The organism is Achromobacter sp. D7-1, from assembly GCF_059760445.1.
In genome coordinates this window covers 54456-72968 of sequence record NZ_JCBAMT010000010.1, presented here as the reverse complement: position 1 = coordinate 72968, position 18513 = coordinate 54456, and the positions used below count along the sequence as shown (strand labels likewise).

The 18513-nt window shown below is 59.4% G+C and carries 19 protein-coding genes; 16 read left to right on the top strand and 3 right to left on the bottom strand.

Annotated elements, in window-relative coordinates; translation table 11 throughout:
• Positions 1-35 precede the first annotated feature (35 nt).
• From AC6LKD_RS06790 to AC6LKD_RS06715, 16 genes are all read left to right on the top strand, one after another.
• Positions 36-917, top strand: coding sequence for a fumarylacetoacetate hydrolase family protein (locus AC6LKD_RS06790; RefSeq protein ID WP_498115616.1), 882 nt, complete (start codon positions 36-38; stop codon positions 915-917).
• A complete protein-coding gene (locus AC6LKD_RS06785) occupies positions 914-2053 on the top strand; it encodes a zinc-binding dehydrogenase (RefSeq protein ID WP_498115615.1) in 1140 nt (379 codons plus the stop codon). Before AC6LKD_RS06790 ends, AC6LKD_RS06785 begins: the two co-directional genes overlap by 4 nt.
• A 78-nt stretch (positions 2054-2131) precedes the next feature.
• Positions 2132-3076: an alpha/beta fold hydrolase gene (locus tag AC6LKD_RS06780; protein ID WP_498115614.1), complete on the top strand. Its 945-nt coding sequence runs from the start codon at positions 2132-2134 to the stop codon at positions 3074-3076.
• A 36-nt stretch (positions 3077-3112) separates the two neighbouring features.
• The gene (locus tag AC6LKD_RS06775) at positions 3113-3442 is read left to right on the top strand and encodes a GNAT family N-acetyltransferase (RefSeq protein WP_498115613.1); all 330 of its coding nucleotides are present in this window, start codon (positions 3113-3115) and stop codon (positions 3440-3442) included.
• A 277-nt stretch (positions 3443-3719) separates the two neighbouring features.
• The gene (locus AC6LKD_RS06770; RefSeq protein WP_498115612.1) at positions 3720-4577 is read left to right on the top strand and encodes an alpha/beta hydrolase family protein; all 858 of its coding nucleotides are present in this window, start codon (positions 3720-3722) and stop codon (positions 4575-4577) included.
• A gap of 610 nt (positions 4578-5187) precedes the next feature.
• Positions 5188-5760: a response regulator gene (locus AC6LKD_RS06765; RefSeq protein ID WP_498115611.1), complete on the top strand. Its 573-nt coding sequence runs from the start codon at positions 5188-5190 to the stop codon at positions 5758-5760.
• Between the two features lie 447 nt (positions 5761-6207).
• Complete coding sequence (locus tag AC6LKD_RS06760; protein WP_498115610.1) at positions 6208-6900, top strand: response regulator; 693 nt, start codon at positions 6208-6210, stop codon at positions 6898-6900.
• Positions 6885-8072: an ATP-binding protein gene (locus AC6LKD_RS06755; protein ID WP_498115609.1), complete on the top strand. Its 1188-nt coding sequence runs from the start codon at positions 6885-6887 to the stop codon at positions 8070-8072. Before AC6LKD_RS06760 ends, AC6LKD_RS06755 begins: the two co-directional genes overlap by 16 nt.
• A 315-nt stretch (positions 8073-8387) precedes the next feature.
• Entirely contained in the window at positions 8388-9608 is a 1221-nt protein-coding gene (locus AC6LKD_RS06750; RefSeq protein ID WP_498115608.1) for a TolC family protein, read from the top strand.
• Positions 9605-10741: an ABC transporter permease gene (locus AC6LKD_RS06745; protein ID WP_498115607.1), complete on the top strand. Its 1137-nt coding sequence runs from the start codon at positions 9605-9607 to the stop codon at positions 10739-10741. Before AC6LKD_RS06750 ends, AC6LKD_RS06745 begins: the two co-directional genes overlap by 4 nt.
• Positions 10741-11490, top strand: coding sequence for an ABC transporter ATP-binding protein (locus AC6LKD_RS06740; protein ID WP_498115606.1), 750 nt, complete (start codon positions 10741-10743; stop codon positions 11488-11490). The genes AC6LKD_RS06745 and AC6LKD_RS06740 overlap by 1 nt, the downstream gene beginning before the upstream one ends.
• Positions 11491-11504: 14 nt before the next feature.
• On the top strand, positions 11505-12419 hold the full coding sequence (locus AC6LKD_RS06735; RefSeq protein ID WP_498115605.1) for an HlyD family secretion protein: 915 nt from the start codon (positions 11505-11507) through the stop codon (positions 12417-12419).
• Positions 12412-13095, top strand: coding sequence for an MtnX-like HAD-IB family phosphatase (locus AC6LKD_RS06730; protein WP_498115604.1), 684 nt, complete (start codon positions 12412-12414; stop codon positions 13093-13095). Before AC6LKD_RS06735 ends, AC6LKD_RS06730 begins: the two co-directional genes overlap by 8 nt.
• A gap of 98 nt (positions 13096-13193) precedes the next feature.
• Entirely contained in the window at positions 13194-14048 is an 855-nt protein-coding gene (locus tag AC6LKD_RS06725) for an alpha/beta hydrolase (protein WP_498115643.1), read from the top strand.
• A 4-nt stretch (positions 14049-14052) separates the two neighbouring features.
• The gene (locus AC6LKD_RS06720; protein WP_498115603.1) at positions 14053-14415 is read left to right on the top strand and encodes an EamA family transporter; all 363 of its coding nucleotides are present in this window, start codon (positions 14053-14055) and stop codon (positions 14413-14415) included.
• Positions 14416-14422: 7 nt separating this feature from the next.
• Positions 14423-14815 carry a DMT family transporter gene (locus AC6LKD_RS06715; protein WP_498115602.1) on the top strand — a complete coding sequence of 131 codons (393 nt, stop codon included), beginning with the start codon at positions 14423-14425 and terminating at the stop codon, positions 14813-14815.
• Positions 14816-14913: 98 nt separating this feature from the next.
• On the opposite strand, the gene AC6LKD_RS06710 is transcribed toward AC6LKD_RS06715, so the two are convergent.
• The 3 genes from AC6LKD_RS06710 to AC6LKD_RS06700 are packed head-to-tail and all read right to left on the bottom strand — an operon-like array spanning position 14914 to position 18304.
• A complete protein-coding gene (locus AC6LKD_RS06710) occupies positions 14914-15879 on the bottom strand; it encodes a hypothetical protein (RefSeq protein ID WP_498115601.1) in 966 nt (321 codons plus the stop codon).
• Positions 15864-16928 carry a GNAT family N-acetyltransferase gene (locus tag AC6LKD_RS06705; RefSeq protein WP_498115600.1) on the bottom strand — a complete coding sequence of 355 codons (1065 nt, stop codon included), beginning with the start codon at positions 16926-16928 and terminating at the stop codon, positions 15864-15866. Before AC6LKD_RS06705 ends, AC6LKD_RS06710 begins: the two co-directional genes overlap by 16 nt.
• A complete protein-coding gene (locus AC6LKD_RS06700) occupies positions 16928-18304 on the bottom strand; it encodes an aspartate aminotransferase family protein (RefSeq protein WP_498115599.1) in 1377 nt (458 codons plus the stop codon). Before AC6LKD_RS06700 ends, AC6LKD_RS06705 begins: the two co-directional genes overlap by 1 nt.
• Between the last annotated feature and the right edge of the window lie 209 nt (positions 18305-18513).

Sequence of the window (18513 nt, the reverse complement as noted above, 5' to 3'; positions counted from 1 at the left end):
ATCTAGGCTACTGAACAACTGAAAACGGGAATGCCATGAAACTAGCAAGCTATAGGTATGAAGGCGTGGAATCTTTCGGCATCGTGGTTGGCAATGCCGTCATCGATCTGAAGCGACGCCTCGATGTGCCCGACCTGAAGACTCTCCTGAGTCTGGGATTACACCTGGCGCAGGACTGCAAGGATGCGGAGCCTGATTATGGGTTTGATGAGATCGAACTGCTGCCTCCGATCCCGAATCCGGCACACATCATAGGCGTGGGGCTGAACACCAAAAGCCACGCAAAGGAAGCGGCCGACTACTTCAAGACGGAGGTTGGGGAGCCAGTTTATCCCCGCTTGTTCCTGCGTGCACCGTCGAGCCATGTCGCCCACGGGCAAGCCGTCGTTGTTCCGAAGGCTTCGCCGACGCTGGACTACGAAGGGGAGATGGCAATCATCATTGGCCGTGCAGGGCGCTATATCTCGAAGGCCAACGCTCTAGATCATATCGCCGGTATTGCTTGCTACAACGATGGGTCGGTAAGGGCCTACCAACTGCATTCGGAGCAGGTAACTCCCGGCAAGAACTTTTCCCAAAGCGGATCATTTGGTCCCTGGCTTACAACGCTGGACGAGGCCGGACCTGTTTCCGACCTGGTGCTCGAAACCCGCGTCAATGGCGAGCTGCGGCAGCGTCTGACGATGGATGATCTGTACTTCGATTTTGCCAGCCTGATCGAGTATGTATCACAGCCATTTCATCTCCAACCGGGCGACGTCATCATCACGGGCTCTTCGGCAGGGGTCGGGGCGTTTACTGGCCGGTATTTGAGACCTGGTGACGAGCTTGTCATTTCGATTCCAACCGCCGGAGCTCTGAGTAATACCGTCGTGGCGGACGGAGCGGTAGAGACTGGCGCACCGTCGAGTCCATGATTATGCCCAATGCACCCACCTATCTTCAGCTCCAATCCCTCGTGCGCGAGCACGGTGAGCTGGAACTGTCGCTGGCAACCGCGCTTGTGCCTATCCCGGGCCCCGATGAGGTCCTGGTTCGCGTCGAGGCCGCGCCTTTGAACCCGTCCGACCTGGGGCTCTTGTTCGGCGCGGCCGACATGAGTACCGCCAGAGCGGGCAGCATGGCCGGACACCCCGCTATTCTGGCCGACATCCCCAAGGTCGCGATGGCGAGCATGGCCGGCCGCACGGGGCGTCCGCTAACCATCGGCTACGAAGGTGCAGGCGTGGTCGTGGCCACGGGAACAGCCGCCGCTGCGCGGGCGCTGGAGGGTAAGACGGTCGCCCTCTTTGGCGGTGGCATGTATGCCCAGTATCGGTGCGTGCCTGCAATCGAATGCTTGGCACTGCCGGACGACATGACGCCGGCGGAAGGTGCCTCGGCCTACGTCAATCCGCTGACCTCGCTCGGTATGGTTGAAACCATGCGCCGCGAGGGGCACACCGCATTGGTCCATACTGCCGCCGCATCGAACTTGGGACAGATGCTGAACAAGATATGTCTCGAAGAAGGGATCGGTCTGGTCAACATCGTCAGAAAAGTAGGGCAAGCGGACCAGCTCCGCGCTCAGGGGGCAGTTCATGTCTGCGATTCCAGTCAGCCTACGTTTATAGAGGATCTGATCGAGGCAATCGCTGCCACCGGCGCTACGTTGGCGTTCGATGCCACAGGAGGCGGAGCACTTGGCGGAGAGATCCTGAGCTGCATGGAGACAGTCTTGAGCAGATCTGGTGGGCAGTACAGCCGCTACGGTTCGACGACGCACAAGCAGGTCTATTTGTACGGAGGTTTGGATAGCGGTCCCACCCGCTTCCAGCGCAACTTTGGCATGGCCTGGGGGATGGGAGGCTGGCTGTTGCTTTCATTCCTGCAAAGGATAGGTCCGGAAAGCGTCGATACGTTGAGAAGGCGTGTCCTCGGCGGCTTGAAGACGACATTTTCCAGCCATTACTCTGGAATCATCTCATTTCAGGAGTTGTTGCAGCCGGGCACGATCGCTCGATGCAATAAGCGCGCAACTGGGGAAAAACTGCTTCTCAATCCAAACGCGTGACGCTCTCCAGACATTCGAGCCAATGAGCTCGGGCACCTCGCTGCCAGAGCTAAGTTTGCTCTCACTAAAGGAAGATGTATGACTCAATTAAGCCATCACCATATCGGGGTCAATCGCGCCCGCTTGCATTATGTAGAGGCCGGAAGCGGTCCCGCTGTTATTTTCTGCCACGGATTCCCTGAGCTGTGGTACAGCTGGCGCCATCAATTGCCGGCGCTCGCTGAGGCGGGCTATCGTGCCATTGCACTCGATATGCGGGGGCATGGAGAATCGGATGCTCCTTCCGACGTCGGTAGCTATGGTGTCACCCAGACCGTGGGCGACGTCATCGGCCTGATGAATGCTCTGGGCATCGAGCGAGCCGTGTTGGTGGGGCATGACGCAGGCACCTCTGCCGCATATCATGCGGCGCTAATGCGTCCCGACCGCGTGCGGGGCGTGATGGGATTGTCTGTGCCCTATATTCCACGGGGGAGCTTCAGCATTTTGGAGGCGTTTGAAGGTGTGGTGCCTCCCGGTTTCTACATGCAGTATTTCCAGGTGCCAGGCGTGGCAGAGCGAGACCTGGAAAGGGACGTCAAACGAACCTTGCGGCGGCTGATCTACGCGAATTCCGGCTTGAATCCTCGGGCACCTTTTCTCATGACGGTTCCTGAAGGAGGAACACTCGTGGATGCACTGCCGGAGCCCGAAGGGCCTATGAATTTCCTTTCTGATGCCGATCTCGAAGTCTATGCTGCAGCGTATTCCCGCTCAGGGTTCCGCGGCGGGCTGAACGGATATCGGGTGTTTCAACGCAATTGGGAAGATACCGCACCCTGGAATGGTATGGCCTTGCCAGTCCCCGCTGCCTACGTAGGCGGCATCTTGGATACGGTGTTGCAGTTCCCGGGATTTCGTGAAGCTGCGCTAGCTATGGGTCAGGCGACCTTTCTGGAAGGTGCGGGGCATTGGATCCAGACGGAACGGTCGGACGATGTCAACGCTGCCCTATTGTCGTTCCTACGGACGCTTCCCAAGTAGTCGGCTTGGCTTACCCGGCCGGGGGGCGGGGCTGGAATGCTTCGAGCATTCCGCCTTCCTGGCTTATTGCCGCAGGCCGCAAGTGTGATACTTCCCATTTCTCTTATGGAAATGACTCCATCTCCCGAATATGAAGGCCAGGGAGTTGGCCAGATTTTGCTGGGAATAATGGTTGGGACTTTAGTGCGTCTGGATTTCAAACGTCTGTTTCTCGCATGTGCGAGTGATCCCACGGTACGTTCGTGTGGATTCTACCGATACCTGGTTGGACGCCTACAAGGAACGAGGCGAGTTCGGCGACGACATTCTCGAACTCGCGGTGGTTGCTTAAGCGCGCACGCCAGCCGGACAAGACAAGGGCTTTGATCCGGACAGCGGCACAAAAGGAACAAAAAAATGCCTTCCAGGCAGCCTGCTAAGGTGCGGAACATAAAGCGCAACCTGAGGGGGGAATGCAAGAGTTTTGAGCGCCGATCGGTGTTTTTTTACGAACGTCTTTGGTTCGATGAGTTGTTAAAGTTCTGTTATGAAAACACTCTGCATAGTCCTCATGTTATGTCTCGTGGCCATTCCGGCTCTCGGCACAGCCAAGCCGGAAGCTGCTACATCAAAGCGCACGGACGGAAGTACAATAGATTGGCGTTTGGATAAGCCTGCCGGCCTCGAAAAGGTCGGTCTGATAGTGCTGGCGCAAGGATCTGGATGTCTGTCCGAAGTACGCAACGAAAATCTGATCGTCACACGCTCATTCTTTCCAGAGCTAGCGGCCTTGACCGTTGAAAAATACGGCGTGGAGCCAGGTGACAATCCCCGCGACGACCACGACAACTGCAGTGACTCCTTCTTTAAGCACCATACGGTTTCTCAGCGGGTTGCTGACTATCGGCAGATTCTCGAGCAACTGCGCACGGAGCCTTGGTGGAATGGTGATTTGGTTCTGCTCGGAGGCTCTGAGGGGGGGCTGGTCGCCGCGATTCTGGCTGAACAGGTTGGCCCCAGGGTGGTAATTCTGTTTTCGACCGCAGGCGGCATTTCATTTGGTGAAATGGTGCGGGAATCCATGCCAAAGGAAATGCACCCGCTCGTGGACGCGGGATTCGAGAAGGCCCGGAAGTACCCAGAGAGCAGTGAAAGGCTGGCCGGTCAAAGTTTGCGTTTTTGGGCCGACGCAATTGATCGGAGGGTTGTGGATGACATGCTACGGTCCGAGGCACAGTTTCTGCTGATCCAAGGAGGACTAGATCGCTCCGCGCCAATTGCAGCCGCTCGTGCTACCAGCGATAGCTTTGCGGCTGCACGTAGATGCAATCTTACATATTGGGAGTTCCCCGGATATGACCATGGAATGGTCGACGTGAACGGTAGCAATAGGATGGGCAATGTCCTTGCGCAAGCGGCACTCTGGCTAAATGAACAGCTCTCGATGCCGTGGCCTTTGCTATGCGCCGTGCCAGCAAGGACTGTAGAGGGCGCGACATCAGCGCGAGGGGCTGGCCGCTAGCATGCGATTGGCATGCTCCGCACCTTTGGCAGTGTGGGTTCTACAGGCACTTAGGCGGGAAGTCCTCAGACGAAACGGATGTTGCTGGCGACAGTGCTAGTGTATTGCGCAAGTCCTGCTCGACGGACAAGGCTGCACCTCCGTTTGCGGAAGAACCAATAATTTTGCGGTATCAGCGCTCGCCTCCGGCGAATGGTGCATGGGGCCCGGGTCGGATGCTGCTCCAGATCCGTCGTGGGCTGAAACGTAATGCAGTGCGCCTTGCCCTCGGCGCCATTCTCGATCATGTATAGCTCTGGTCATAACACTTCCCGGCCAGTCTGTTTCCCGCCGTACGGCCGACAAGGGCACCACCCTTGCCGAGCTGAAATCCGGCTAATTCACGCGGCTTTCCGCTCGCGGAACGCTACATACTACGGAGCATGTCGCCGCGCTCTCCCTCGGGTGCTCAGGTTGGATTCCGTACTACACCACTGCCATCTTAGAAGCGGCGAGAACTCGACCTGAGTGTAGCCACCCATCGCATAATTTTTCATGCCGTGTTCATCAGTTCTCCACAAGATTTGCATGGCTACGCAATGTCATGCGGTGATGCTGGCATCATTCACCAATGTTCGGCGAAAAACTCTCGGATCTTGGTCCACGAAGAACGCGAGGTTGTCCCGTTGATGCCATCGCCCGCGCTGTCTCCGAAATGTTCAGCCCCAATGCCGCGGCAAACCGATTACGGCCGGTGCGCCTGGCGCTGGTCCAAAAGGAAATGACCGTGTCCCGACCTTCCCCCTATTCGGGAAAAGTACTGCTTGTCGAAGACGATCAGGAAGTCTCGCGGTCAACCGCTAGTCTTCTAGAGCAGAACGGGTTCGAAGTCGCTCTTTTCTTCAATGGGAAAGACCTCGTTCAACGTGTTCGGCACTATGATCCTGCGATCACGATCCTCGATCTACAGGCAGTGAATTTCGATCGCCTGCGGGCATGCCGTGAATTGCGTGCATTCTCCGCCATGCCAATTTTGATGTTGAGCGGCAGCAAGGACTACCGGAGCCAGGTTCTCGCCCTAGACTCAGGTGTTGACGACTACATGGTTAAGCCCGTGAGGCCGCTCGTGCTTCTGGCCCGGATCCGAGCCTTGCTACGCAGGCCAAACAGGGTGGAACATCAGCCGGATCGGGCGCTCCTTTGATCCACACGGCATTTCTGAAACGTTGGACTCTCTTGCGGTCAGTCACCCGGGGGCGTCGATGGTAAGGCTTCGGGCCGACACGGCGGTCGTGCGCTCATTGGTGGTTGTTCTTCTCCAATTCGCGACAAGTGAAAGGAACTCATGTTTCGGCTCTATGGGGGAAAAGGGCGAGAGGAATAACTTTACAAAACTATATAGTTCATTGTTGATTCTAGTTCGGCATGAAAGTATCTTCGTGTCCTGTGCCAGCCCGGTTTGGTGAATTCCGCAGGCTGATAACACGAGGGTGCGAGCGCCATTTTTGATGCTCGCACCGTGCCAAATGTGAAGCTAGAAGGGGCGAGATTTCTCGTAGGTACGCCTCATTGCCGACCGTGCTCGGCCGAACCCCTCGCTTCTTTGCAACCTAGAAGCATGACTACGCCATATCCGTCTTCGAGTACCTTCATGGACCAACTCGTCCTCGTGGCAGAGGACGAGCCGGGAATAGTTAGCGTGCTGGATGCCTATCTCCGTCGCGACGGCTTTCGTACCTGCACAGCGGCGAATGGGATTGAGGCACTTAGCGCATTCCACGAGATGCGACCCGACGCGGTTCTTCTCGACGTTAATATGCCGGGCATTGACGGACTGGATGTACTGAGAGCGATTAGAGAGGAAGGGCAGAAACCGGTAATCATGGTCACGGCACTCGCCGACGATGTCGACAAGTTGCTGGGGCTTCGCCTCGGTGCCGACGACTATGTTGTCAAGCCATTCAATCCGGCAGAGGTGGTTGCGCGTGTACGGGCGGTTCTACGGCGGGCCAGCGTGCCTCTGAGCGTCGCGCGGATTCGAGTTGGTGGCATCGAGATTGACGAGCAGGAACATGTCGCGATTGCGCACGTGGATGGTGGGCGCGTTGTGCCGCTGCAATTGACCCTGACTGAATTCCGTCTGTTGGCTTGCCTGGCCGCGCAGCCGCGCCGCTGCTTCTCGCGGAGTTTCCTTATTGATCATTGCCTGCCGGAGAGCGATGCCCTGGAACGCGTCATCGACTCCCATATGTCCAAACTACGGCGGAAGCTGCATGCCGTGGGGCAGGAGGATATGATCGAGACGGTGCGGGGAGTGGGGTACCGCCTATGGCGAGAAAATTAAACCGCATCTGGATCCGCTTTGGGATGGCCATCTCGGTGGCCATGACGCTGATGGTCTTGATTCTTGCCGGCAGCCAGATTCTGTTTTGGAAGCTGGAGTACCGTGATTCCCATCTATCACTTCCGCGCGAAGTGCGCTCCGAGCTAGAGGATCTGACAGCCCGAGGCTTGGAGGAGGGCGCGCGTGCAATGCAGATTTACGGCGACTATTGGCACATCGATCCCATGTCCGCTGAAAAGTTGGCATTGGTCCTTGCAGTTGTGCTCGGTTTGCCCTTGAGCTTGGCTGCGGGATTCTTGATTTCGAAAGTGATCACCCAGCCGCTAGACTCGATGGCGGAGGCGGCCACGCGTGTGGCGCTTGGGGATTTCACGGTCCGGGCTCATGTCGGCAAAGCTCGTGGTGAAATGGCTGATATGGTGCGCGATTTCAACTACATGATCGAGTCTCTGGAGACATTAGACAGCGAGCGGCGCGTGACATTGGCGTCGGTCTCACATGAGTTGCGCACGCCGTTGGCAGTGCTCAGTGCGCGCCTATATGCATTCTGCGATGGGGTAATTCCAGTTAGCGACATAGAATTGCGCGGGCTACTGGATCAGTCATTGCACCTCGAACGGCTGGTGGCCGACCTTCATACGTTTTCCCTCTCCTCCGCGGGGAGGCTGTCGCTACATAGTCGGCCTGTGGACATCGTGGCGTTGGTTGGCGATTGGTTGGCTGGCTTCGAAGCGAGGTTTTCCGAAGAAGGCTTCTCCGTGGAGACAAAGTTCCAGCCTCAGGTGGATCGCGACTTCATCATGGGTGATCCGGACAGGTTGCGGCAAATATTCGCGAACATTGTGGAAAACGCGTTGCGCTATGCGACTAGCGGCCGCTGGATCGGCGTGGAAGTGAGTTTCGAGGCGGGGGCTGCGGTGCTCGCTGTGAGCGATGCAGGACCGGGGTTGCCAGTATCTATGCGCGCAAGCCCCTTTGAGCGGTTTCCGCTTCAGTCAGGCCAACAGCGCGAGCGCGGCGGCTCGGGGCTAGGTTTGTCGATTGTGCGGGCCCTAGTGGAGCGGCATGGGGGCTCGGTCTTGGCGGGAAGATCGACGCGGGGGGGCGCGCGCATTCAGGTGAGATTCCCGACGATAGGCCAGCGGAGGAAGACGGCCGGAAGGGGCAGGTAGTCGTCCTCCGCTTGATTCGCCATGTAGCCTTCATCAATTCTCCACAAGATCCACATGGCGACGCAACTTCAGGCGGTCATGATGGCAACGTTCATCATCTATTCGAGATGGTAGCGGCTGTCTGCCTCGCCATCAGTATCTATGCCGCGTTGTCCCGATTCAACCAGAATTCGTTTAGCCACGCTACTGACCGCTGCAATGCTATCTGGCTGTATGTCCGTGTCGGTCCCTGAGTTGCCGGCGCAGGTGCCCGGAACGTGGTCAAAGACTGCGGAGTCGGGAGCGCAAGCGGTGGACTTTCGATCCTGGTGGCGAGTGCTGAATGATCCCAAGCTGGACGTGCTGGTTGATGAAGCGTTGCGACGAAACTTGGATCTTGAGCAGTCCGCGCGCTTGCTAGAGGGCGAGCGCCACATAGCCGGCCGCGCACACTCGCGCTTTCTTCCTAGCTTTTCCGCTGGAGGCCGTCCTGTTCAGGATGCAACCGCGAAGGACTCTTACTACCACGCGAGCATCGAAATGGCTTGGGAGTTGGGCCTGTTTGGTGCGGCGGAAAGCGGTCGTCTCTTGACTGAAGCGGACGTGGATCGTGCGGAGGCGCGGCAGCAGGGATTGCGAGTGCTGGTGGTGGCCGCTGTAGTCCGCAACTATCTTGACTTGGGTGTGGCGAATGGGCAGATCGTGTTGCTGAAGAAGATTGCGGCAATGGACCAGCAGGCGGAACGCTTGGCTCGGGTGAGGTTCGATGCCCGTCTTGGGAGCCAGCAGGAGATCGATTCCGCCATCTTGAGATCGGTGCGAGGTCAGGCGGCATTGGCCTCTGTGCGCGTGATTGCCGACCGTGCGGCGCGTGCGCTGGCACTCTTGCTCGGCAGAGATGCGCCGGATCCCGCTTGGAACGCGGTGCCGCCGCCGCAAGGGTTGTCGGCTTTTTCGTTTCAGGAGGTGCCCGCCGATCTACTACGTTCCCGGCCGGACATTCGCGAAGCCGAAGCCGAAGTGTTGCAGGCTGCAGCGCGCTTGGGTTTAGCAAGGGCGGCGCTATATCCCCGCTTCAGCTTGGGCGGTTCGATTCTGTACTCGTACAACGCTACGCAGAATCGGCGCTCCAACAACAATTTTGTGCCTTCCGTCGGACCGATTATTGACGTTCCACTTTGGGATTGGGGAGCTCGACAGGCACAATTCAAGGCAGGCGAGAGAGGAATCGATGCCGCGTTGCTGGGATATCGCAAAGCCGTACTGGCGGGGGTGTCCGAGGTGGAGGAGGCGCTGTCCGCGCTGGAGCGGCAGCGAGAGCGCGTCAAGGCGTTAGGCGAGGCGAGCCGGATGCTGGAGCAGCGCTCCGCCACCCAGCGTCGGCTGGCGATGCTGGGGCTTTCGAGCGAGTTCGATGCGCTGGATGGGCGACGGGCTCTTCTCGAGGCGCAGGCGGATCTGGAACTGGCCCAGGGTGCAAGGACGCTCGCTTTCATCGCGCTCTGCAAGGCATTGGGCGGTGCGCCGCTGTTGGAATCGACGGAGGCCAACCCATGATTGGTCTGGCGCGCAAGACCCTGATCCATGAGTGGCGGCGCTTCGTGCCTGTGGTATTGGCCGTGGGCTTTTCAGGTCTGATGTTGGTGGTGCAGGCGGCGCTGGTCCTGGGCATCTTTGGTACTGCGGCGTTGTACGTGAGCGCCTCGTCGGGGGACCTATGGGCTGGCTATCCCGGCACCCAAAGTGTCAACTTCGGTCGCGTGGTCGACGCTGATGCCGAAATGCGGCTGCGCATGGAGCCGGAAGTCGCAGCGGTCGAGCCGTATCAGTGGGTCGACGGAGATTGGACGCCTGAGCGGGTGGATGCGGGCAGCGTATCGGTGTACTTGTCCGGCATCTCCACCAACGACGACGCCATGTTGTTCTCGAAACTGCTTCCCACTGGACTGCGCAAGCGCCTGCAGGAGCCCGGCGCGGTCATCGTGGACAGCGCCGACCTGGATTCGCTAGGAGTCGTCGAAGGGGGGCGTGCTTGGATCAATAAGCACCCAGTACGTGTCACAGCCGTACTTCCCGGGCTACGAGGGCTGGGCGGTGTGAATGTGCTGACTTCGCTGGATACGGCGCGCGCGATCGCCGGGGAGCAAGCACGCCACGGCAGCACCTACTTTGTGGCGCGGCTGGCGGACCCTAGTCGCGCTGCCGCAGTACAGGCCAGACTAGCGGGGACTGGGTCCAGCTTCGGTCCACTTCAAATATGGACGGCACAGGAATTCGCCCAACGTTCTCAGCAGTATTGGCTACTGGATACCGGGGCTGGCACAGCAGTGCTGTTCATGGCATTGATCGTTTGTCTGGTCGGCGCCGTGATCACTAATCAGTCCTTTGCAGCGGTGGTGGGGGGATCGGCGCGCGAATACGCGACGCTCAATGCGCTTGGTGCAAGCCGTGGCGCGCTGGCGCGTGTGGTGATCGAACAGGCGTGCATGGTGGGAGGACTCGGCCTTTTGCTAGCCGCTGCGGTTAGCGCACTGCTACTGGCGCTTGCCGCCGCGTACCACGTTCCAGTTGCAATGACGCCGATAGCGGCTTTGGGATGCGCCGCGTTGGTGGCGCTCATGGCGCTGCTTTCCAGCGTGATGGCGGTGCTTGGCCTGATCCGCACCGATCCTTCGCTATTGCTTCGCTGATGGAGACGGAAGTGACGAACTATTGCATCGAACGGGCAACCGTTCGCGACATGCCGGCACCGAGTCTGGAGGCGATCAAGCTCGGAAAGTCATTCCTGTCCGGAGTGGTGCGGGTTCGGGTACTGCAAGGGTTGTCGCTGGCTGTGTATCCCGGCGAACTGACCTTGGTCGCCGGGCCATCCGGATGTGGCAAGAGCACGTTGCTCTCGCTACTCTCCGGCCTTCAGCACCCTGACGAGGGTCATACGCGCGCGCTTGGTGTGGATTTGGGCGGTATGAGCCGAAAGGAGCGAGAGAACTTTCGCTTGAGACACACGGGGTTCGTTTTCCAGGGATTCAACCTGTTCCCGGCGCTTACTGCGTTGGAGCAAGTACAGCTACCGCTAGGCTATTTGGGCATGCGCAGCGCGGATAGTGCCAAGTTGGCGCGACATGCGCTGGACGAAGTAAGACTATCGCATCGCGCACATATGCGTCCAGCACAGCTCTCCGGAGGTGAAAAGCAGAGGGTAGCCATCGCGAGAGCAATCGCCAAGGAGCCCAAATTGTTGTTTGCGGATGAACCGACTAGTGCGTTGGACGCGGAGAACGGACAACGAGTGGTCGATATCCTGCATCGCTTTGCCAGCAAGCACCGGGCCACCGTGCTATGCGTGAGCCACGACCCGCGCTTGGTGAAGCACGCCGACCGCGTAGTCGGCATGGAAGACGGCGCCATACGCAGCGATCGGCGCAACGTAGCAGATTGACAAGGAGTACGAACATGGATTTTTCATCCGGAGCGCGATGGCGCGCACTACTAATCGCGTCCACGCTCGGGCTGACTTCATGTTCCGAGCATAGCGTGCCGAGTGAAATTCTGGAAAAGAACGTACGTGAAGTTCGGCGGCCTGCCGCGGTAGCTCGGGGCAAGATTGAGGTCGACGGCGGGCTGGCTTTTCTTGCGTCTGCCGTCGCGGGATCGGTGACCTCCTTGATGGTACGCGAAGGCGATCAGGTAAAGCGCGGTCAGTTGTTGCTGACGCAAGCCAATGATCAAGCCTCAGCCGCTGTGTCGGTCGCCAGATCGGAGCTAAAACTAGCCCGCATCCGGCTTCAGGCAGAAAGTGGACGTCTTCCAGAGCTTCGGCGCATAGAAGCACGATACGCCCAAGCGGCCCGTGCGGGCGCTACGCAGCCGCAGCTCGCCGACGAGGCGCAGCAACGTTTGCGCGAGGCCATGTCAGCTGTCGCGGTTGCTGGGGCTGAAGTGGAAGTGGCGGAGGAGCGCTTGGAGCAGGCTAAGGCGGAAGCCCAACAGTTTGTTCTCCGCGCCTCCGAAGACGGCGTTGTGGCGGCCATTTCGACGCAGCAAGGCTCCCGTCTGGAGGCGGGTGAAACGGCACTGACACTGTTGCCCGCCCGTCCGCTGATCGTGCGCGCGGAATTGAACTCGGCCTACGTTTCGATCGTACGGGAGGGAATGCACGCCACGGTGGCTTCAGATATGGATACTGGTCCAGGCGCAACCGATTTACCGCAGGCGCGGCTGGTGCGTATCAGTCCGATGTACGGCAACGGACGACAGCAGGACGACGTGCAGCGCGGACCCGTGCATGTGGTTGAGTGCATCCTTGAGTTCGATGGCGCCGTCCAGGCGCTCGTGGGCCAAAACGTAAGAGTGACTTTCCATGATTGATGATGATTCTTCCAATTGGACCATCCAGTGCGATTTCGACGGCACAATCAGCCTCCAGGACGTGACCGACACCCTGTTGGTCAGTTACGGAATGCCGGGCTGGGAAGCGCTGGAAGAAGCTTGGGCGCGCGGGGAAATCGGATCGCGCGAATGCATGAGCCGCCAGGTGGAACTGCTGGACATGAGCGTGGCCGAGCTGCGGGAGAGCCTCGACCAGATCAAGATAGACCCAAGCTTCCAGCGGTTCGTGTCGGCGACGCGCAAACTCGGAATTGGGTTGCAGGTGGTGAGCGACGGCCTGGACTATGCCATCCAGGTCGTGCTTGCGCGAGAAGGGCTGGGTGATCTGCCGATCATAGCCAACCGACTCTTGCCCGTCGGACCGCGTCGCTGGACGCTCGAATCTCCCTGGGCCAGGGCGGGTTGCGCCAGTGCCAACTGCAAATGCGGCCAGTTGGCGGAGCAGCGAGAGTCCGGTCAACTTGTGTTGTATGTGGGAGACGGCAGTTCAGACTACTGCGTATCGGGCAAGGCTGACTACGTATTGGCCAAGGCCAAGCTACTGGAGTATTGCCGGAAAAGCAGGATTTCACACCAGGCTTTCGGAAACTTCGATGACGCGTTGTTGCACCTACCCGCCATCCTGTCTGGCCAGGGAGAGAGGTCCTCGGCGTGAACGAGATTGATATCGTTACGACAGCGACTGCCGGCAAGCCGGCATCGAGTGTTCCGTCAGCCCTCCACGAGGGGCCGGACCGCATCGAGCCGCTGAAGATGCTGACCGGCGAGTATTTGCTCGAAGGGCAGGGAGCACGTGGCCGCACGGGAATTCTGCTGGTTCACGGCCTGACCGGCACACCCAATGAAATGCGAGTACTGGCGCGCGGCCTGAACCTACAGGGTTACACGGTATTCGCGGTAAAGCTGGCAGGGCATTGCGGCACGCAGGAAGACCTGGTGAACACAAGCTGGCTGGATTGGTTGGCCAGCGTGCGGCGCGGCGCGGATCTGCTGGCCAAGCAGGTCGACCGGGTGATTGTCGGCGGACTCTCCATGGGAGCGGTGTTGGCGCTGGCCTTCGCGCAGGAACGTCCGCTGCATGTGGCAGGTGTGCTGGCCTTGTCGCCGGTTTTTCGTCATGATGGCTGGAGTATGCCGCGCCATACCAAGTTGGCTTTCTTGTTGCCCCTATTGCGTGGGCTGGGCATAGGTCAGAATCGCGTGTTCTTGGAACGGCCACCCTACGGGATCAAGGATGAGGCGCTGCGCGCCCGTGTCGTGTCCCAAATGCATGCGGGCGACAGCGCGGCGTCGGGCTTGCCGGGCAATCCCTGGTGGTCGGTGGTCGAGATGCGAAAGCTGGCGGCGTCGGTATTGCAGCGGATGGACGCCCTGAGGGCTCCGTGCCTGGTAATGCATGCCCGCCACGATGACATCGCGTCGGTATCGAATGCCTTCGAAATCGTGCATAGGGCGCGCAATGCGAACGTGTACCTGCAACTGCTCCGCGACAGCTATCACATGATCACAATCGACCGTGAGCGCCGTCAGGTCATCGCCCGCGCGGCGGCTTTCGTCAACGGGATCGTCGATGGGACGGCGTCCCAGGAGGCCGTCAATGTGGAGTGACGCGATGTCGCCATTGGTGGTGGCGCTTTGGATCCTCAACCTACTGTTCGACAGCGTAGGACAGCTGGTTTTCAAGGCAGCTGCCGTCGACCCGAAAGCCGGAGAAGGAAGGAATCGGTGGTGCGGGATGGCGAGCCGGCCTTGGCTTTGGATAGGCATTGTCTGCTATGGGCTGGAATTCGTCCTCTGGCTGGCGTTCATTTCCCTGGTGCCACTTTCCGACGGCGTGCTGCTGGGGTCGATCAGCATCGTGATCGTCATGCTGCTGGGGCGGATCGTATTCCGGGAGCGGCTCACGCCGCTGAGGGTACTCGGTATCCTGCTGGTCTCGGTAGGCGTGGCGGTGGTGAGCCTGAAAGGGGGGTGAGCACAGAATGCGACGCTTCTATTTGATCGGATTCCTGGCATTGATGGTATTCGACACACTTGCACAGGTCAGTTTCAAGCTGGCGGGCGAACAGGCTTTGCCGCTGGAGTTTTCAATGGCCTGGTTTATGCGCGTGTTCGGCCAGCCCTGGATCTATGGCGCCTTACTGGGTTATCTAGGGGCGTTCTTCGCCTGGATAGTCCTGCTCAGGCACGCGCCTATTGGGCCGGCGTTCGCCGCTTCGTACCTGGAAATCGTTGCAGTGTTATTGGTCTCGGCACTCTGGTTTGGAGAGTCCGTAGGCTGGCCCCAGATCACGGGCACTGTGCTCATCCTGGCAGGCGTTGGGTGCCTGGCCGTCAGCGAATCCTCCGCGGCCGCGCCCGCGCGGTCGCAATGACGAATATAGGGCTTAGGAAGTAGGGGAAGAGCCGGCCACAACGCGATGGCCGGCATGTGAGCAACCCGTCGTTGCCAGTGTGCACGCCAACTGTGGCGCTACAATCCGCTGTCGGGGGCAGAACGTAGAAAAGAAGCCGGTTCCGTGCAGTGCGCGTCATTTAGCAGCTTGAGGATCTGCCAATTGAAGGCGTTCTGACGCGCCTGCCATTTGGGGAGTTCAGCGTCCTCGTGCGCCGTATTCTGACCATCAGCGGAGCTGAGCAGGCGCTTCCACGCGGTTCGGTAGCGCCATACCGAGACGTCCCCGGTTACATCACTGCCCACGATCAGGCCGCGCAAGGCCTTGACGAGCATCTTCAGATCGGTGTGGCGGAACACTCCTTGGTCCCAGTTTGTTTGCACTTCTTCGACAGAGAAGACGTCCTTGTCGATGCTGAAGTAGGTAGGCAGCGATTCTGCCGCCAACTCCTGGCAGGCAGCCTGCACTAAGGTGTCGCGGTCCGGAAAGCTACGAAAGTGTGGATGGAGGCCCAGCCAACGCGTCCAGCGCGTATCGACGCCAGTGCTCCAGTAAGTGACCTTACCGGCGAGCAGCGAGCCCAGGTGATGTTCCCAGGCATGAGAGACACTCAGATCACTGGACGTAATGCCGATGACGTGCACTTGTGCAACCTGAGGTAGTCGCGCCACATGGCGGATCCAGGACCCGCAATGGATGCCCCAAGGGAACCGCATGTTGTCAGGATGATTGTCGAGCACGACCACGCGGAGGCCGACGTGCCGGCCGAGGTTCGCGCAGCGCTGGATCAGCGGCAAGCTAAGATGATGAAAGTCGCCGCTACCCAGAAAGACCGTGCCGCCCCCATTCGTGGCCGGCATGCGGCTCTCCAGATTGCGCATGCAGGCGCGCAATACTTCCCGACGGCAGCCAAAGCGGACAGCCTCGCGCCAATCATCGTTCAATATCAGCCGGAGTTCTCCCGGAAGCGCGCCCACTGAACCATCCGTATCCAGCACCACTGGCCGTTGTTTCAAGCTGGGGCGCTTTACGAATGGATCCATGTCTTGTCAGAGGTGAGACGGTTTGCGAGCCGGCGGGCCAGTAGGCGTAGGAGCGGATTGCGGACGTAGACGGCATGGCGCGTCGCGGTGAAGCGGGCGCCCAGCAATGCCTTGACGCCCGGATCTGTCCAGCCGGCGATGTAGTGGCTAAGGCCACGCTCAAGCGCATACTCGAGGTTGACCATCCAGCTAACGAAGTACAGGTTCATTTGGCGCGATTCCGGATACGAGAAGCCGATGTACTTGTCGACCAGCCGCTTGCCGTCGTCGAAGCAGAGGTTCCAGCCCAGCAGGGCGCCGGTGTCGGCGTTCCGGTACTCGAATACGATGCCGCCGGTAGAATCGTCGCGTAACAGCGCGGCGAAGAAGGGCCGTGTCAATCGGTCGAAATGGACTTCACTCTGCGCGTATACGTTCTGATACAGCGCGTAGTAGCTGTCGACTAGCATGTCGTCCGAAAACGCGACGCCAGTAGCGATACGTTTTACCGCGATGCGATCACGGGTACTCAGTTTGCGCTGTATGTATCGACGAGCGCTCTTGGGTAGCCGGTTCACATAGGCTTCGCCGTCGTCGAAATCCACAGGGACATACGCGAGCGCTTGGCCTTCCACCATCACGTAACCCTGCTCAAGACAGGCCTGGGCGAACGCATCCGCCATCTTGTTGTCTGCTTCAGAAAGCAGAGGAGATCGCTGCGGCAAGTCCTTGACAATGGTCAGTGCGTATTGGCGGCCCGGGCGCCGCCGCAAGGTCTGCGCCAAGGCGGGCGCATCGAAATCGGCAGGCAGCAGGGCGTACTCGCTGACCGTCGTTCCGACGAAGGCCGCGCGCACCGTGAGCCAGCGCGACCACCAGGCATAGCCGGGCAGGCTTCTGATACGCGCCTTGAAAGCGTCTTCGGCGGTCGTCAGCAAATCGAGCGGTGCCGCGAAGACGGGCAAGGGCAGGGGACTCAGTATCTCGAATCCTTCAGGGGGATATGCAAGGAAGCACTCGAGCAGAGGCTCTGGCTCGAGCGCGTTGCGCAGAATGCGGGCAGCGGACATCAGGTCCGCTTGGCACGTGTGATCAGTTGATCGAGCAGTGCCATAGCCTCGTCGATTTCTCCTCGGCTGATCATCAGGGAAGGCGCGAAGGTGATCACGTTCTTATAGTAGCCGCCCACGTCAAGTACCAGGCCGCGCTTTTTTCCTTGGTAGTCCAGCTCGCCTGCAAGGCCGATATCTACCATACGGTCGAGCAGGGCTTTGTTCGGCGTGAAGCCGTCCTCGGTGCAAATTTCGGCGCGCAAGGCAAGCCCCAGCCCGTCGACGTCGCCGATTTCGCGGTGACGCATCTGCAGATCTCGCAGTCCCTCCAGGAAGTAGGTGCCCGATTCGCGCACCTGGCGGCCGAAGTCGATCTCATGGGTCATTTTCATGACTTCCAGCCCGACAGCGGTGCCCAATGGGTTGGAGGCGAACGTGGAATGGGTGGATCCCGGCGGGAAAACCTCAGGGTTGATCAGTTCCTCGCGCGCCCACAAGCCAGATAGAGGGTTCAGACCATTGGTGAGTGCCTTCGCGAACACCAGCACGTCCGGCTTGATATCGAAGTTCTCGACGGACCACAGGGTGCCAGTGCGCCAGAAGCCCATTTGGATCTCGTCCACCACCAGCAGGATGCCGTGCTGGTCCAACACGCGCTTGAGGCCGGTGAAGAAATTCGCCGGCGGTATTACGTAGCCGCCGGTGCCCTGGATCGGTTCGACATAGAAAGCCGCATACTCGCATTGCGAAGTCTTGGGATCCCAGACTGCGTGATATTCGTTCTCGAACTTGCGCGCAAACTCCCGCACAATCGAATCCGCGTATTCTTCCGACGTCATGCCCTTGGGGCGACGGAACGGGTAGGGGAACGGCACGAATTGCGCCCGGTCGCCGAAGTGTCCAAAGCGGCGGCGGTAGCGGTAGCTCGAGGTGATACTGGAAGCGCCCAGCGTGCGGCCGTGGTAGCCGCCTTCGAAGGCGAACATCAGGCTCTTGCCCTGGCTGGCGTTGCGCACGATCTTCAGGGAATCTTCAATCGCCTGCGCACCGCCGACGTTGAAATGCACGCGCCCGGAGCGATCCCATTTCCTTTCCGCGTCCTGTGCGATGAAGCGTGCCAGCTCGATCTTGCTCGGGTGCAAATACTGGCTGGCTATCTGCGGAAGTGTCTCGAGTTGGCGTCTGAGGGCGTTCTCCAGACGCTGATTCCTATAGCCGAAGTTGACCGCCGAATACCACATCTGCAGATCCAGGTAGGGCGTCCCCGCATCGTCGAACATGTAGCTGCCTTCGCAGCCGGTAAAGATCTTGGGCGGATTGACGTAGTGGACGGTATCGCCGAATGAGCAATAGCGGGCTTCGTCTGCCAGCAAGCTGGCGGTTTTCTCGGACATGGACGCGACTCTCTGTAGGTGATGTGGAGAGCAGTCTGCGCGGCCGAGGTGGATCTACCGTCGAGGAAATGTGGAAGAAGTATGGACAGGCGTGATTCGCTGAGGAGTCAACATGCGAGGTAAGGAAGCTGGTTGTGCAACTGACCGCCTTATGGATTGCGCGCGACGCTCTGGAACTGCGTGATAGAGGCTGGCGTCCCTGGGCAGGA

What these genes read in the sequence shown, in the direction of transcription:
- AC6LKD_RS06790 (WP_498115616.1), top strand. Translation starts at nt 36, where the DNA reads ATGAAACTAGCAAGCTATAGGTATGAAGGCGTGGAATCTTTCGGCATC.
- AC6LKD_RS06785 (WP_498115615.1), top strand. Translation starts at nt 914, where the DNA reads ATGATTATGCCCAATGCACCCACCTATCTTCAGCTCCAATCCCTCGTG.
- AC6LKD_RS06780 (WP_498115614.1), top strand. Translation starts at nt 2,132, where the DNA reads ATGACTCAATTAAGCCATCACCATATCGGGGTCAATCGCGCCCGCTTG.
- AC6LKD_RS06775 (WP_498115613.1), top strand. Translation starts at nt 3,113, where the DNA reads ATGCTTCGAGCATTCCGCCTTCCTGGCTTATTGCCGCAGGCCGCAAGT.
- AC6LKD_RS06765 (WP_498115611.1), top strand. Translation starts at nt 5,188, where the DNA reads ATGTTCGGCGAAAAACTCTCGGATCTTGGTCCACGAAGAACGCGAGGT.
- AC6LKD_RS06760 (WP_498115610.1), top strand. Translation starts at nt 6,208, where the DNA reads ATGGACCAACTCGTCCTCGTGGCAGAGGACGAGCCGGGAATAGTTAGC.
- AC6LKD_RS06755 (WP_498115609.1), top strand. Translation starts at nt 6,885, where the DNA reads ATGGCGAGAAAATTAAACCGCATCTGGATCCGCTTTGGGATGGCCATC.
- AC6LKD_RS06745 (WP_498115607.1), top strand. Translation starts at nt 9,605, where the DNA reads ATGATTGGTCTGGCGCGCAAGACCCTGATCCATGAGTGGCGGCGCTTC.
- AC6LKD_RS06740 (WP_498115606.1), top strand. Translation starts at nt 10,741, where the DNA reads ATGGAGACGGAAGTGACGAACTATTGCATCGAACGGGCAACCGTTCGC.
- AC6LKD_RS06735 (WP_498115605.1), top strand. Translation starts at nt 11,505, where the DNA reads ATGGATTTTTCATCCGGAGCGCGATGGCGCGCACTACTAATCGCGTCC.
- AC6LKD_RS06730 (WP_498115604.1), top strand. Translation starts at nt 12,412, where the DNA reads ATGATTGATGATGATTCTTCCAATTGGACCATCCAGTGCGATTTCGAC.
- AC6LKD_RS06725 (WP_498115643.1), top strand. Translation starts at nt 13,194, where the DNA reads ATGCTGACCGGCGAGTATTTGCTCGAAGGGCAGGGAGCACGTGGCCGC.
- AC6LKD_RS06720 (WP_498115603.1), top strand. Translation starts at nt 14,053, where the DNA reads ATGTCGCCATTGGTGGTGGCGCTTTGGATCCTCAACCTACTGTTCGAC.
- AC6LKD_RS06715 (WP_498115602.1), top strand. Translation starts at nt 14,423, where the DNA reads ATGCGACGCTTCTATTTGATCGGATTCCTGGCATTGATGGTATTCGAC.
- AC6LKD_RS06710 (WP_498115601.1), bottom strand. Translation starts at nt 15,879, where the DNA reads ATGGATCCATTCGTAAAGCGCCCCAGCTTGAAACAACGGCCAGTGGTG.
- AC6LKD_RS06705 (WP_498115600.1), bottom strand. Translation starts at nt 16,928, where the DNA reads ATGTCCGCTGCCCGCATTCTGCGCAACGCGCTCGAGCCAGAGCCTCTG.
- AC6LKD_RS06700 (WP_498115599.1), bottom strand. Translation starts at nt 18,304, where the DNA reads ATGTCCGAGAAAACCGCCAGCTTGCTGGCAGACGAAGCCCGCTATTGC.